Consider the following 12,555-nt stretch of genomic DNA (forward strand, 5'->3'; position numbering starts at 1 on the left):
CCAGCAGTCGAGTGGAAGCTAGTCGATCGGGTGTCCGGTCATCGCGGTGAGTTCGCGCACCAGGCGATCGGACATCTGACCGGTCACCGGGAGCTTGCGCGCGTGCTCGAACTTCAAGATCGCGGCCTGGGTATCGGCGCCGACGGCGCCGGTCGGCTTCAACTGGCCGTAGCCATATTGGGTCAGCGCGCGTTGCACCGCTGCGACACGCCGCGCGCCTGCGGTTTGCGCAGGTGCCGGGATCGGCGCCGGCGGCCGCATCACATTGGCAGGCGCCGCGGCCGGCGCGCTGGTCGACTTGACCACGAGATTGGTCATGGCATCGGCGTTCTTGGCATCGGCGTTCTTGTCGGCGCCCCTGGGTTCGGCGGGCTTTACTTCGACCGGCTTTGATTCGACCGGTTCGGATTCAACCGGCTTGGCGGCGAGTTCGACCGGTCGCGGACGCGGCAACGGGCTTGCGGCGGCAGGTTGCGGCGCCGGCAAGTTCACGACGGTGCCGCCGAACATCGGCGACGGATGACGGCCGGCCTGCAGGAACAACGCGTTGGTGAAGATGGCGCATATGGCGGCGGCGGCCAGCAAGCCCGCGACCATGTCTTTGGGGCTGTGCAGGAGCACGCGCATGATAAGGCCGCGCTCGTCCTCGGCCTCGATCGCAACCGCCTTGGCGCCGCGGCGGCGGCGCGGCATATCTTCATCGTCGTCAATACGTCTAGGCACTTTTCTTCACCTGATGGACTTGGTCTGGTAATCCGGATCGCAACGCCGGCTTGAGTGTCGCGATATTGCTCGAGGGCGTCTCTGCTGGCGGCGTGAAGACCAGCGGTAGGGCCACGGCCACCGTCGTGCCCTCACCGAGCTTGCTCTGCACTTTCATGTCGCCATTGTGCAGGCCGACCAGGCCTTTCACGATCGACAGGCCGAGGCCGGTGCCTTCGTGCTTGCGCTGATAGGTCTTGCCGGCCTGAAAGAAGGGATCGCCGATCCGCTTGAGATCGTCGGCGGCGATGCCGACCCCGGTATCGGTGACGCGCAGTATCAGCCGCGGTCCCTCGACCGAAGCCTGGACCGTCACGTTGCCGCCGCGCTCGGTGAACTTGATCGCGTTGGCGACGAGGTTGAGCACGATCTGCTTGAACGCGCGAGGATCGCCGGTCATGTCAGGGAGATCTTCCGGCGCACGGGTGACGAGGTCGACGCCGTTCTCCCGCGCCTTCAGCGCCAGCAAGTTGCAGCAGTTGACCAGCGCGGCGCGTGGCGCGAACGGTTCCGGCGAAATCTCGAAGTTGCCGGATTCCATTTTGGACATGTCGAGGATGCCGTTGACCACCGACAGCAGATGCTGGCCGGAATCGTTGATCAGCTGCGCATATTCCTTGCGGCGCGCGGCGTCGATCATCAGCACGTCTTCCTGGACGATCATCTCGGAGAAGCCGATGATGGCGTTCAGCGGCGTGCGCAACTCGTGGCTCATGGTGGCGAGAAAGCGCGTCTTGGAGGCATCGGCCTGTTCGGCGGCGGTGCGTGCCAGTTCGAGCGCCTGCTCCTGGACCTTGCGGTCGGTGACATCGCGCATCACGGCGACAACCTCGGCTTCCGCTTGAGCCTGCTCGAACGGCCGGCACCGCATCTCGACCCAGATGAAATCGGCGGAAATGTTCTGGCCGCGAACCGCGTCGCGGCGCAGACGGAACTCGACGCTGCGCGCCTCGCCGCCGCGCGCGGCATCCGACAGCGCCGTGAGATAGGCCGGGCGATCGGCGACATGGACGCGATCGAACAGGCCATGCCCATTGAGCCGCGCCACCGATGTGCCGAGCATGGCTTCGGCCGCGGGCGAGATGAACTGCACAGCGCCGTTGCGGCTGTGCCGCGAAATCACGTCGCTCATGTGGCGCGCCAGCAACCGATAGCGGTCTTCCTCGACATAGAGCAGCGACACGCTGGTACGCGCCAGCGATTCCGCGCCAAACGCCAGCCCCGCGGCATAGAGCGTTGCCGAGGCAACGCCCGACGCCATCAGGACGCCGCGCAAGGCCGCGTTCGGTTCGGCGGCCGGCAGCAGGTCAAAATGCCCAAGCGCGATCAACAGCGCGGCGCAGGACAACGCCAGCGTCGAGGCAAAGGTGACCACCCGGCGCGAGGCCGAGAGCGCGGCTTCCAGCGGAACGACGACCAGCCAGACCGCGGCAAAGGACTCGATGCCGCCGGTGGTCATGGCGATCATCATCACCAGACCCGCCAGAGCCAGCGACGACAGGATATGCGCGCCTTCGTAACGGCCGGTGCGCGACAGGAACCAGGACAGCAGAATCGGCGCGATCAGCCAGGCGAAGGCCGCGACCTCGATCGCCGAGGGCGCGCCGCGCATCGCCAGATAGATCGGAAACGCCGCCAGCGCGACCAGGCTGCCAAGCAGCCGCGGCGCCATGAACGCGCGATGACGCGCGCGTGTCAGCGCATCATATCGTGCGGAGGGATGCAGCAGCGCATCGAGACAATCGCGGATGATACTCAAAACAGTCACAGCACTCGCGCTTCGGTTTGGTCGTCGAACAGACGCGCCGGAACGCCCCCTTTATCTTCGCGCACCGTGTCAGAGCGAACTTAAGCGAACGCTAAGGCCCGGCGGCGGAGCGGAAAACACCGCGCATTCGCGGAGCTTTCGCTGCATCCGTACCCCTCATTTGACGCGGATGGTGAACGACAGGTTTAGAGCCGCATCGATCTATGGTTTCGAAATGGTGGACGCGCCGCCCGCACGCATTTTCGGACGTTTTCGCCATCAATCGAATATTTACACCGAATCTATTCATTCGGGTTTTTCGCGAGTTTTCAGCAAATTTTCTGCGCCTTTACCTCAATGCAAACACTTGCGGTTTATCGAGCGCTGTTAATCAGGAACCAACCTGCGGCATCTCCGCAGCAAGAAGAGACGACCGGGATCGCGAGATGTTCTTTCTGCTTCGCATGGCATTCTGGCTCGGGCTTGTGCTCGTGCTGCTGCCCAGGGACAAGACCCCTGAATCGGACAAGCTGCCGCAGATCGGCGCTTCCGAGGCCGTATCGGCCGCGACCGCTGCGGTCTCGGACGTGAGCCAGTTCTGCAAGCGCCAGCCGGCAGCCTGCGAGGTCGGCGGCCAAGCCGCGACCGTGATCGGCCAGCGCGCGCAGGAAGGCGCACGCAAGCTCTACAAGATCATCACCGACAAGAAGTCGCCGGATCACACCGGCTCGATCGGCAATGCCGACGAGGCGGAAGCCGCGACCGCCAACGCCTCGCCCCGCGACACCCTGACAGCGGACGACATGACGGTCGAATGGCAGGTTCCGCCGACGCCGTAGCCGCAAATAACGCCACGGAGCAGGTTCCATTTTCGTCGCTTTCGCGTGTCCCGCACCCTATATAGGCCTTCAGAACGGATGCAGGCCACGATGACGACGATCGACGAAATCAGGGACAATTTTGCGCTGCTGGACGAGTGGGACGACCGCTACCGGTACGTCATCGAACTCGGCCGCACGCTCGATCCGATGCCGGAGGCCGAGCACTCCGCCGCCAACAAGGTCAACGGCTGCGCCAGCCAGGTCTGGCTCTCCAAGCAGCTCGACCGCGGCCCCGACAGCGAACCGCACCTGAACTATCTCGGCGACAGCGACGCGCATATCGTGCGCGGCCTGATCGCGATCCTGCTCACGCTGTATTCCGGCCGCACGCCGCAGCAGATCCTGTCGACCGACGCGATCGCCGTGTTTGACGAGTTCGGATTTCGCGAGCATCTGACGCCGCAGCGCTCCAACGGCCTGCGGTCGATGGTCGAGCGGATTCGCTCCGACGCGCGCGAGGCGCTCGCCGCGGCTTCCTGACGGCTACTTTCTCTTCCGCGCCTGCTGACCGAGGCCCATCTTCTTGGCGAGCTGCGAGCGCGCCACCGCGTAATTCGGCGCGACCATCGGATAGTCCGGCGGCAGGCCCCATTTGTCGCGATATTGCTCCGGCGTCATGTTGTATTGCGTGCGCAGGTGGCGCTTCAGCGACTTGAAGCGTTTGCCGTCCTCAAGGCAGACCAGAAATTCGGGACTGATCGACTTCTTGACCGACACCGCGGGCTTCGCCGGTTCGAGCGGCGCATCGGTCCGGCCGCTCGAGACCCGCAGCAGGGCGGCATGAACCTGGCTGATCAGGTTCGGAATTTCCGAGGCCTGGGTCGGATTGTTGCTGAGATAGGCCGATACGATACTGGCGGTCAGTTCGACGGGCGTTTTGCCGGATGCGTCGGTCATGGCTCAACCTTCCCTAGGAATCGCGAATGTGTTTTGGGCGCGCGGGCCGGACAGTATCCGGCCGCAACTATACATCAGTGGTTTCAGATACGACTTGGCGAATATGATCGGATTGCCGGGAATCTGACAAGAACAACGGCGTTTTATTTTCAATACGGACCGGCGCCCAAGTATTACCGTTCAAGGCCGCTGGTCGAGATGCGCGCGCAATTCGTCGATCGAGGCGAAGCGCATCATGCCTTCCGGCATCTGGGCCTCGATCGAACCGTCCGAATAGAGCGAATAGGCCATGCCATCGACGACGCCCGATTTCAGCACCGTCACCGCCGGCTGATCGCCAGTGCGCGCTGGGGCGCCACTGGCCTCAGGCGCCGGTGGCGGCCGTTCGCTGCGCCGCTGCGGCGGAATGTCGCCGGCCCGCCCGCGCTCCGGCTTGGGCCAGGCATCGTCGAACGACGCCGGCGGCGGCTCGGCCGGTTCGACCGGCGGCGGCGCGTCTGCCGGGTTCGGGCGAATATCCGCCGACAGCAAATCCGGCGGCAACGGCTCGCTGGTGCGCGCCTGCGCGCGCTCGCGCTCTTTGCGCGAGGTCGACGAAAACAACAAATTGCGCTTGGCCTTGGGCGGCGGCGCGGCGGCCTCGGCCGGTTCGGGCTCTGGCGCCGGCGGGCGATCGCGCGAGCCCGCCTCGTCCTGCCATGGCGGCGGTGGCGGCGGTTCTGCGCTCGGCGCGGCCGGCCCGTTATCACGGCTGAACAGCATGCCGCCATCGGGCACAGTATCCCGCGTTGCACCCGGCTGCAGCACCGGCCGCACCGTGATTTCCCCGCGCGGCTCAGGCATTCCGGCGCCGAGCCGGCGCGCGATGGTTTTCAGTTCCCGGACCGCCATCGCGAGCGCGAGCATGATCGCGCCGGAGCAAGCCCCCATCACGCCGGTGAGAATCAGCGTGTTGCCGAAACTGAATTCCTTGACCGGGATTCCGAAGCCGATCGCCAGCAGGCCCGCCAAAACAAGGCCAATTCCGGCAACCAACATGCTAACAACCATCGAACCCACCCCCGCAGCTGCGCTCGAAATGCTCGCAATCCGCTATTGCCACGATACCGTCATATTGTGTGCATCGCCAACGGGCAATTGCGCGCCCGGTTCCATAAACGTCGCTTTCCGCTCGCGATATTTCCACCTGCCCCGACGCGGCATCATTCAGCTCGCGTTCAGACCCGCGGCCGTATTTCTACTAACTACCAATTGCTGCCTCTTTGCTGCATCGCATCAGGAAAATTAGCCACAATTCCCAATTACTTGCTAAGGGAACTACGCTATATGGATCCCCGGGGAATGAGGCTCAAAAGCGCTAAAGCTGGGCCATAGGGGACACCGGGTTACCAATCGCCATGTCATCCATCACGACTTCTGCCCTCGACACGCCTGCGCGGCGCTCGGTGGAGCGGACCTGCGACGACCTTGCCATGTTGATGCTGGTGGTGGTCGCTTTGATCGCAAGCCTCACGTTCCGCGACTACGGACTGGGCTGGGACGATTATACCCACGCTGAATATGCCGATCTTCTGCTGAAGATGTACGGTTCCGGATTCAGGGATACCGGCGCACTGTCGTTCGCCAATCTCTACATGTATGGCGGCGGCTTCGACATGGCGGCCGCGCTGTTGCACAAGGTCATCCCGCTCGAACTGTTTGAAACCCGCCGGCTGCTCGGCGCCGTCGTCGGCGTGATCGGGCTTGCGGTGACGTGGCGGCTGTCGCGCCGCGTCGGCGGCTCGCTGGCAGGGCTCGCGACGCTGCTGCTGCTGGTGCTGTGCCCGACCTTCTACGGGCACATGTTCATGAACCCGAAGGACGCGCCGTTCGCGGTGGCCATGGTGATCCTGCTGCTGGGCCTGGTGCGCCTCGCCGAGGAATATCCCGCGCCCTCGCCGCGCACCATCCTGCTCGTCGGCTTCGGCGCCGGCCTTTCCATCGGCTGCCGGATTCTCGGCGGGCTGGCGCTGGTCTACGCGATGGTCGGCTTCGTGCCGCTGCTGCTGGCGGAGGCCCGCACGCAAGGGCTGCGCGAGGCCGCACATCGCTTCGCCCATGTCGTCTACGTGCTGATGCCGGGCCTCGTGTTCGGCTATCTCGTGATGGGCCTGATCTGGCCGTGGTCGATCATGGAGCCCGGTCATCCGTTCGAGGCGCTGACCTATTTCTCGCATTTCTTCGAAAAACCCTGGAAGGAAATGTTCGACGGTGCCCTGGTATCGGTGCCGGATATGCCGTGGTCCTATCTGCCGACGCTGTTCGCGCTGCAACTTCCCGAGGTGCTGCTGGCGCTATTGACCGCAGGCGTCGTCGGCACCCTGATGTCGCTGTCGCGCATCGACGTGCCGGCCCGCCGCAAGACCATCCTGTTGATGCTGACGCTGGCGGCGACGCTGCCGCTTCTCATCGCGATGGTGAAGCGGCCGGCGCTCTACAACGGCATCCGCCATTTCGTGTTCGTGATCCCGCCGATGACGGTACTGGCCGGCGTCGCGTTCGGCTGGGGCATGACCTGGCTGAAGCAACACGCCCGCAGCTGGCAGCCCGCCGCCCTGGCGGTTTTCTCCTTCGGCCTGCTGCTGCCGCTCAGCGAGATGATCCGGCTGCATCCGTACGAATACACCCACTTCAACCACATCGCCGGCACGGTTCGCACCGCCGACAGTCTGTTCATGCTGGATTACTGGGGCCTGGCGCTGAAGCAGGCGTCCGACGGCCTGCGCGAAGAGCTCAACGAGCGTCAGGAAGCCCCGCCGCACGGACGTAAATGGAAGGTCGCGGTCTGCGGCCCGCAGCGTCCGGCGCAGGTGGCGCTCGGCCCGGATTTCACGATCGGCTGGGACAGCCACGCCGCCGACTTCGCGATGACCTTGGGCGAGTTCTACTGCAAGGGCCTAACGGCGCCGGTACTGGTGGAAATCAAGCGCGACGACGTGGTGTTCGCGCGCGTCTATGATATCCGCGGCCGCGCCATTTCGACGCTGCTGTCGATCCCGGCGCCGTAGAGCCGTTTCCGTTCCGATGGAATCCGAACGGGGCTCTACGCTTTTGGTTTGACGCGTTTTCCTGGCGCGAACCGGGGATCAAGTCCGGGGCAGGCTTTCGCTGGAAAATGCTCTGGCCGGCATAACAGCCCCTCATTGCCGCCGCCTTGCCGCCGTTCCGGCGCAGGGTTAGGCTCGCCCGCGAAAATCAACATCTGCGGGAGAAACCGGCCATGTCGCCAGCCGAAGCACGCTTGATAGAAGTCCCGTCCGGCATGACGGACGCCGAGTGGAACCAGCGCGTCAACCTCGCCGCCGCCTATCGTCTGGTAGCGCTGTATGGCTGGGACGACCTGGTCGATACCCACATCTCGGCGCGCGTGCCCGGCCCCGAGCATCACTTCCTGATCAACCCCTACGGGCTGATGTTCGACGAAATCACCGCTTCCAGCCTGGTGAAGGTCGATCTCGACGGCAACCAGCTCACCGAGAGCCACTACAGCATCAACCCGGCCGGCTTCACCATCCATTCGGCGATCCATGAAGTGCGCGAAGACGCCGGCTGCGTGCTCCATCTGCACACGCCTGACGGCACCGCGGTCGCAAGCTGCATGGAAGGCCTGCTGCCGATGAACCAGACCGCGCATTTCGTCACCCACGACCTCGCCTATCACGACTATGAAGGCGTGGCGCTGGACCACGACGAACGCCCGCGGCTGCAGAAGGACCTCGGCGACAAGAACCACATGCTGCTGCGCAATCACGGCACGCTGACGGTCGGCCGTTCGGTCGCCTCCGCCTTCGAACGCATGTATCACCTGGAGCGGGCCTGCACGATGCAGGTGCGCACCCGCATGCTGGGACCCACCGCCTATCCGGTCGAACAGGCCGTGATCGACAAGAACGAGCAGGTGTTCCACAACCCCGATCGGATGGAATTGCGCTCCACCACCCTGGTGTGGCCGCCGCTGCTGCGCAAGCTCGACCGGCTCGATCCGGGCTTCCGCAATTGAGTTTTTGGGATTTTGGTGTAGAATAGCTGCCAACATCCTCTGCACGACCGAATTCAAACGCCGCCCAATTCCGGGCGGCGTTTTTATTTCCACGTCATTGCGAGCCAACGGGTCGCGCGAATGCGCGCCCGATGACAGGCTCCGCGAAGCAATCCATTCTTTCTTTGCGCAGCGCGATGGATTGCTTCGTCGCTTCGCTCCTCGCAATGACGGAGGAGAGAGCGAAGCTCCCCAAGACCCGTCATCCTCCGCGCATGCGGGGGATCCAGTACGCCGCGACCTATCGCTTCCATCATCAGCGTCTCTGGAATACTGGATCACCCGCCCCAGTGCGCAATTGCGCACAAGGCGGGTGATGACAGCAGTGAGCTTTCTCGCGGCGCGATGCGCCCGGAGTTTTGCTGGAAACCTTGCCCTCGAAATCAGAGGGCGCAGGGAAGACCGGGTGCGCGCTGCACCCGCGGTCTCGCGTGCGATTGTGCAAAACAAAACTGCACACGAGCATACAGGTTCAGCGGAAACACTCCGGCCTTCCCCGCGCAATGGCTTTACGGCTTATACGTGATCGTCCTGGTGACCGGCTTTCTTGCCACCATCGCTTGCGGATTGCTCCGCTCACTTGACGCCAGCACCGGGGCGTCGGACCCAAACGATTTCGCCGTACGCAACAGCCCGTTCGTCTCGCGTGCTGTCGCGTCCACCGCCCCCTGCCCCTCGTTCGCGACGATGGCCAACGCCCCTCTGGCGGGACAGGTTGGCGGGAGTTAGACTTCTGATTTGCCCGACGCGGCAACGGAAATATTTTTACGCGAAGGGCTGGACAGACTTTTGGTGATTTGCCCGTCGGGTTGTTTTGTCGCAGCCCGGCATGAAGTTTCCGCTTGCACGGGAAGCGACACGGTCCCCGGCGAACAGAATGCGTGCTCAAAAATTCGGTCAAGAATTGGCCTCGTTTCAACCGCTGCCAGATGTCCGTTGTCGGGCGCGAAGCGGACTCAAAGGCGGACCAGGGTACGACTGCTTTTGCCGTGAACAGACATGCCGGGCCTATTAAAAAGCCAAGGGATTTGGAATGGTGTCGCCTTGCAGGGGGACATATGAAACGACCAGGTCGTCGATTTCTGCACGTGACGGTGCACCCTGACGGTCAGCACCAGTTGTTTCCCCGGGCACAGCTACCTGTCGACGTTGGAGAAAGCCGTTTCGAGAACATCGCCGATTGGTTGCCACGTGCGGCCGTCGAATTGAACTAGTCGCAGGTGTTCGATCGGCCGAAAGTTCCGAGGTCCCGTGCTGATTTTGATCCCAGGGAGCAAAACGGAGCCCTGGTATTCTTTGAGGGTCCCGGCCTGCTTCATGACGTTCGCGCGTGACAGGTCATTGCCGCACTGCTTGAGCACTTGTACCAGTGTCTCGGCGGCCGCGTAGCCGAAGACGGCGGCGCCATCGTCATTGCCTCCGGCCCGACCATATTTGTCAACAAACGACTGCCAGTCCTTTGTGGCTTTTCCGTCTTTCCAGGCTGGATCATCTGCATCCTTCAAGAAGGCGGCTGTAATCGCGCCCACAGCATTTTCCACGCCAGCGGGCTTTAGCGCGGTCGCAATCGACGAAGCCATATGGCTCAAAATGAACACAGGGTGCCAATTCAACTCCGCCGCTATTCGAATTACTTTCGCTGCGTCTGCAGGCGCTCCTGCAAACACAAAAATCTCGGCTCCTGATTGCTTCAAGATCGATACGTGCGTGTCCAGATGCGCATCTGCGATATCGTACGCGATATCGACCCTGATCATACGGGCGACACTACCGAGCCCGTCTTCCAGCCCCTTGACTATTTCTCGACCGACTTGATCGTTTTGCCAAAGAGCTACAATCCTGGTTCCGGGGTAGAACGCCTGTATGTAGTTGGCGTAGATGCGCCCCTCTTCCCGAAACGAGGGCTGCCAACCCATTGTCCACGGAAACGACGATGGATCGCTCAGATGATCGTCTCCGGAGGCGATAAAAAGTTGAGGAATTTGCCTTTCATTCAAGTAGCTGCGAACGGCAAAGTTGCCCGGAGTTCCGAAAGAGCCGAACATCAACAAGACGTCGTCTTCCTCGATAAGACGGCGCGTAAGCTCTAGGGCGGTCACCGGATTGGATTTGTCATCATATGAGATAAAGCGCACCTTACGGCCGCTAATCCCGCCGTGCTCGTTGATCATCTCAAAATACGCTGCTTCGGCTTTCCCAATCGCCCCGAAGACCTCCAAATTTCCACTATAAGGCATGAGATTGCCGATACGAATTTCAGTGTCGGTCACGCCTGGTTCGCGCACTCGCTCGGAGATCGCGCTCAAAGCAGTGAGCGCCAAGCCAATCGCAACGAGCGTTCGGACCCACGTTTGCATCGGATTAACTCAATTACAAAAGCCCATCGCTTGCTGACGATTTGATCAGCTGCGGGGACCTGCGATGGGCCCCATCCATGCTCTCCGACCCGGCGCGAGGACCACGACAGTCGCGCCTGGCCTCACCCGATCAAAGAGATCGATGACATCCTCGTTGGTCATGCGGATGCAGCCGGACGATATAGCCTGGCCGATATATTCCGGTTGGTTGGTGCCGTGGATGCGGTACAGGGTGTCCTTGTTGCCCTCGTAAAGATAGAGCGCCCGCGCGCCCAACGGATTAGCCGGACCTCCGGGAACACGCGCCGGGTAAGGACCGAGCCGCGCCTGAATCTCCGGCGTCGGGATCCAATCAGGCCATTCAGCCATACGGCCAACCGCAGCGACGCCGGAGAAGGCCATCGCTTCCTCCCCCACCGCCACGCCGTAGCGGATCGCCTTGCCTTGCGGCAGGACGTAATAGAGATAGCGCGCGTCGGTATCGACCAGGATCGTACCCGGCGCCTCTCTGCGCGAATAGTCGACGATATGCCGACGATAGGACTCTGGGATATTTACCTGCGCATAAGGCGGATGGGCCAGTAACTGCCGGTCCCTTGGAGTCAAACTGGCATCCGTCGAGGGTGCGAGTGTCGCTTGCATGCAACCGCCGAGCGCAAGCCCGAGCAGTCCAATCAGCAACAACGTGAGCCCGGACCTCTGCACCGCCGGTCCTCCAAAGCGTTATGTTGCTCCATTTGCTTCTCGAATAGTGCAGAAATCAAGGCGTCATGGAGACAACCCTGCGATAACAAGGTTGGGCGCAGCTTGGTCTCCAGCTGCAGTGTGGGATCGAAGTCCATTCGGGTCAAACTCGGTCTTCGAGCCGCGGCAGAGCTAGTTCTGTGTTCCCCCAACAGCGGACAAACGGCGATTGCATCCGCACGTCGGTTTCGTGCCACCAAACGGACCCGAGCGTGTAGCCTGACGATGTCTGCTCTTGAGGGGTAGACCGGAAAACATTTGATCTTGCGGAGACTTCGCTTCTTGACCCACTTCGGAAGTCAGCCCTCGTCCGGCACCCCATATGCGGCGGGGTGGTGGAACTGACGACCCTCGGATAAGCTCTGCCGCTCACAGCCACACGGTGCTTCATGATGGCCCGATCTCCGCAGTCGGATACCGCGTCGGAAAGCGGGGCAGAATCCAAAGCCTCGTTCCGCGAGAAAATCAACGAAGAACTGATCGAGTTCGCCATCCTCACGATCTATCTTTACGCTTGCTTTGCGGTTGTGATCTACCTCAAAGCTGCGGTTCTGCAGGCGCAAGGTATCGCGTATGATCACCTCGGCCTTGCCGCCATCAAGGCCGCGCTCTGTGCAAAATTCATGCTGGTAGGACGCGCCGTTCACATCGGAGAGAGATTCAAAAATCTGCCGCTCATCGTTCCGACGCTGCACAAATCATTCGTCTTCCTCTTGCTTTTGGTGGTCCTGACGCTGATCGAGGAAATTGTGGTTGGGGCGATCCACGGCGAAACGATCATGCACTCAGTTTCCGGAATTGCGGGTGGGACGCTCCGTCAGTTCGTCGCGACAATTCTCATCATATTCCTTATTCTCATGCCTTACTTTGCGTTCCGATCGCTCGGGCAGATCATTGGCGACAAAATACTGGTGCGGCTGTTCTTCGAGCGTCGTCACAGCGACTGATGGACATCCGGGCGGCTTTTTCCTTGTGCAAATTGCATCCGGCATGCCTGTCCATGGCCCCAAACCGACCCGAGCGCGTAGACTGACGACACCTACTCTTGAGGGCAGAGCGGACACGCGCGCAGCGCACATGTCACCTGCT

The 12,555-nt window shown here is 62.2% G+C and carries 11 protein-coding genes; 5 read left to right on the forward strand and 6 right to left on the reverse strand.

Annotation, left to right across the window (positions count from 1 at the left end; all coding sequences use genetic code 11):
* Window positions 1-18: 18 nt before the first annotated feature.
* On the reverse strand, window positions 19-723 hold the full coding sequence (locus BLR13_RS05155) for a peptidoglycan-binding domain-containing protein (protein ID WP_074827008.1): 705 nt from the start codon (window positions 721-723) through the stop codon (window positions 19-21).
* The gene (locus BLR13_RS05160) at window positions 716-2,530 is read right to left on the reverse strand and encodes a sensor histidine kinase (RefSeq protein ID WP_074827005.1); all 1,815 of its coding nucleotides are present in this window, start codon (window positions 2,528-2,530) and stop codon (window positions 716-718) included. The genes BLR13_RS05155 and BLR13_RS05160 overlap by 8 nt, the downstream gene beginning before the upstream one ends.
* A 425-nt stretch (window positions 2,531-2,955) precedes the next feature.
* On the opposite strand from BLR13_RS05160, the gene BLR13_RS05165 reads away from it, so the two are divergent.
* Together BLR13_RS05165 and BLR13_RS05170 are read left to right on the forward strand one after the other, a co-directional pair.
* Complete coding sequence (locus tag BLR13_RS05165) at window positions 2,956-3,348, forward strand: DUF5330 domain-containing protein (protein ID WP_074827000.1); 393 nt, start codon at window positions 2,956-2,958, stop codon at window positions 3,346-3,348.
* A gap of 90 nt (window positions 3,349-3,438) precedes the next feature.
* Complete coding sequence (locus BLR13_RS05170) at window positions 3,439-3,870, forward strand: SufE family protein (protein ID WP_074831873.1); 432 nt, start codon at window positions 3,439-3,441, stop codon at window positions 3,868-3,870.
* 3 nt (window positions 3,871-3,873) lie between these two features.
* Here BLR13_RS05170 and BLR13_RS05175 read toward each other — a convergent pair whose 3' ends face one another.
* Both BLR13_RS05175 and BLR13_RS05180 read right to left on the reverse strand, forming a co-directional pair.
* Window positions 3,874-4,287 (reverse strand): MucR family transcriptional regulator, encoded by a 414-nt coding sequence (locus tag BLR13_RS05175; RefSeq protein ID WP_074826994.1) that lies wholly within the window; start codon window positions 4,285-4,287, stop codon window positions 3,874-3,876.
* A 180-nt stretch (window positions 4,288-4,467) separates the two neighbouring features.
* Entirely contained in the window at window positions 4,468-5,325 is an 858-nt protein-coding gene (locus tag BLR13_RS05180) for a DUF308 domain-containing protein (protein ID WP_433994256.1), read from the reverse strand.
* Between the two features lie 359 nt (window positions 5,326-5,684).
* Between BLR13_RS05180 and BLR13_RS05185 the strand changes: the two genes are divergently transcribed.
* A complete protein-coding gene (locus BLR13_RS05185) occupies window positions 5,685-7,334 on the forward strand; it encodes a glycosyltransferase family 39 protein (RefSeq protein WP_074826990.1) in 1,650 nt (549 codons plus the stop codon).
* Window positions 7,335-7,546: 212 nt separating this feature from the next.
* Window positions 7,547-8,326, forward strand: coding sequence for a class II aldolase/adducin family protein (locus tag BLR13_RS05190; protein ID WP_074826986.1), 780 nt, complete (start codon window positions 7,547-7,549; stop codon window positions 8,324-8,326).
* Between the two features lie 1,175 nt (window positions 8,327-9,501).
* Here the strand turns inward: BLR13_RS05190 and BLR13_RS05200 are convergent.
* The gene (locus BLR13_RS05200) at window positions 9,502-10,635 is read right to left on the reverse strand and encodes an ABC transporter substrate-binding protein (RefSeq protein ID WP_349517085.1); all 1,134 of its coding nucleotides are present in this window, start codon (window positions 10,633-10,635) and stop codon (window positions 9,502-9,504) included.
* 132 nt (window positions 10,636-10,767) lie between these two features.
* Window positions 10,768-11,427: a L,D-transpeptidase gene (locus BLR13_RS05205; RefSeq protein ID WP_074826978.1), complete on the reverse strand. Its 660-nt coding sequence runs from the start codon at window positions 11,425-11,427 to the stop codon at window positions 10,768-10,770.
* A 428-nt stretch (window positions 11,428-11,855) separates the two neighbouring features.
* Here BLR13_RS05205 and BLR13_RS05210 point away from each other — a divergent pair, with 428 nt between their 5' ends.
* Window positions 11,856-12,413 carry a hypothetical protein gene (locus tag BLR13_RS05210; RefSeq protein WP_074826972.1) on the forward strand — a complete coding sequence of 186 codons (558 nt, stop codon included), beginning with the start codon at window positions 11,856-11,858 and terminating at the stop codon, window positions 12,411-12,413.
* Window positions 12,414-12,555: the final 142 nt, after the last annotated feature.

Origin of the sequence: Bradyrhizobium ottawaense (genome assembly GCF_900099825.1) — a bacterium.
GTDB classification, from domain to species: Bacteria; Pseudomonadota; Alphaproteobacteria; order Rhizobiales; family Xanthobacteraceae; genus Bradyrhizobium; species Bradyrhizobium ottawaense_A.

Excerpts from the sequence above, each read along its gene's own strand:
- BLR13_RS05165 (WP_074827000.1), top strand. The coding sequence starts at position 2,956 with ATGTTCTTTCTGCTTCGCATGGCATTCTGGCTCGGGCTTGTGCTCGTG.
- BLR13_RS05170 (WP_074831873.1), top strand. The coding sequence starts at position 3,439 with ATGACGACGATCGACGAAATCAGGGACAATTTTGCGCTGCTGGACGAG.
- BLR13_RS05175 (WP_074826994.1), bottom strand. The coding sequence starts at position 4,287 with ATGACCGACGCATCCGGCAAAACGCCCGTCGAACTGACCGCCAGTATC.
- BLR13_RS05180 (WP_433994256.1), bottom strand. The coding sequence starts at position 5,325 with ATGTTGGTTGCCGGAATTGGCCTTGTTTTGGCGGGCCTGCTGGCGATC.
- BLR13_RS05185 (WP_074826990.1), top strand. The coding sequence starts at position 5,685 with ATGTCATCCATCACGACTTCTGCCCTCGACACGCCTGCGCGGCGCTCG.
- BLR13_RS05190 (WP_074826986.1), top strand. The coding sequence starts at position 7,547 with ATGTCGCCAGCCGAAGCACGCTTGATAGAAGTCCCGTCCGGCATGACG.
- BLR13_RS05210 (WP_074826972.1), top strand. The coding sequence starts at position 11,856 with ATGATGGCCCGATCTCCGCAGTCGGATACCGCGTCGGAAAGCGGGGCA.